2 protein-coding genes are annotated in these 1,369 nt (G+C 75.2%); both read right to left on the reverse strand.

Features of this window, described 5'->3' with window-relative positions:
• The coding region (locus ND748_RS32055) for a molybdenum cofactor guanylyltransferase (protein ID WP_251750022.1) at nt 1-213 on the reverse strand (213 nt) is incomplete at its 3' end.
• Complete coding sequence (gene moaA / locus ND748_RS32060; protein ID WP_251750023.1) at nt 210-1,196, reverse strand: GTP 3',8-cyclase MoaA; 987 nt, start codon at nt 1,194-1,196, stop codon at nt 210-212. The genes moaA and ND748_RS32055, both read right to left, overlap by 4 nt.
• Nucleotides 1,197-1,369: the final 173 nt, after the last annotated feature.

A 1,369-nucleotide genomic window follows, 5' to 3' on the forward strand; every position in this document is an offset into this window, starting at 1 on the left:
CCACCAGACCCCGCCTTCGGGAGGCGCCGCGAGCTGGCGGCGGGGTCCGACGATGACGACGCGCTCGATGCCGGCGCCGGCGACCGCGGCGAGCACCCGGTCAAGCAGGGTGGTACCGCCGACGACGACGGCCGGCTTGTCCCGCCCGCCGAGGCGGTGGGCGGCGCCACCGGCGAGCACGAGGGCGCTGCAGCCGGCCTGTGGGGCGGTCATCCGCCGATCGCCGACATGGGCCGGTCCGGCTGCCGGAAACCGTGCTCGCCGATGCCATGGCCGGTCTTCTTACCCCACACCGCGGCCCGCCACAGCGCGGCGAGCCGCTCGTCGTCCGCGCCGGCGCGCAGCGCCGTACGCAGATCGCTCTCCTGCCGGGCGAACAGGCAGTTGCGCACCTGGCCGTCGGCGGTCAGCCGGACCCGGTCGCAGGCCGCGCAGAAGGGAGCGGACACGGAACCGATCACCCCGACCCGACCGGGGCCGCCGTCGACCTCGAACAACTCGGCGGGCGCGCTGCCCCGCCCCGGCAGGGGCCGCAGCGTGAACTCGGCCCGCAGAGCCGCGAGAATCTCCGCGGCGGTGACCATCGACGTGCGCCGCCAACCATGTTGGGCATCGAGCGGCATCTGCTCGATGAACCGCAGCTCGTACCCCGCGGCCAGCGACCAGCGCAGCAGGCGGGCGGCCTCGTCGTCGTTGACGCCCCGAACGAGGACGCTGTTGACCTTGACCGGCGCAAGACCGGTCGCCGCGGCGGCGCGCAGCCCCGCGAGCACGTCGTCGTGCCGGTCGCGGCGGGTGATCCGGGCGAAGCGGGTGGGATCCAGGGTGTCCAGGGAGACGTTCACCCGGTCCAGACCGGCGGCGCGCAACGGTTCGGCCAACCGGACGAGCGAGAGCCCGTTCGTGGTGAGCGAGAGCTCCGGCCGCGGGCGCAGGGAGGCGAGCCGGGCCACCAACGCCGCGAGACCCGGCCGCAGGGTGGGCTCACCGCCGGTGAGTCGGACCTCGGTCACGCCCAGCAGCCGCACCGCGATGCCGACCAGTCGGACGATCTCGTCGTCGGTCAGCAGGCGCGCCGGCGCCAGCCAGGGCAGGCCCTCGGCGGGCATGCAGTAGACGCACCGCAGGTTGCACCGGTCGGTCAGCGACACCCGCAGGTCCGTCGCAACGCGACCATGGGTGTCGACAAGGCTCACCGGTCCAGCGTATAGAGCCCAAGCGCCCGAACCCACCGGGCCCTTCGCCTGGGGTGGACGGCCGAGCGGACCGACCGGTGATGCCGGCGAGGCAGGCCCGGTCGGGCCGGTCGGACCACCGCCCGGCGGCGCCCGCGAACCTCGCCGGACGGCGGGCCGGGTGGCGACGGGTC

It is taken from the genome of Frankia sp. AiPs1 (genome assembly GCF_023716945.1).
Classification (GTDB): Bacteria; Actinomycetota; Actinomycetes; order Frankiales; family Frankiaceae; genus Frankia.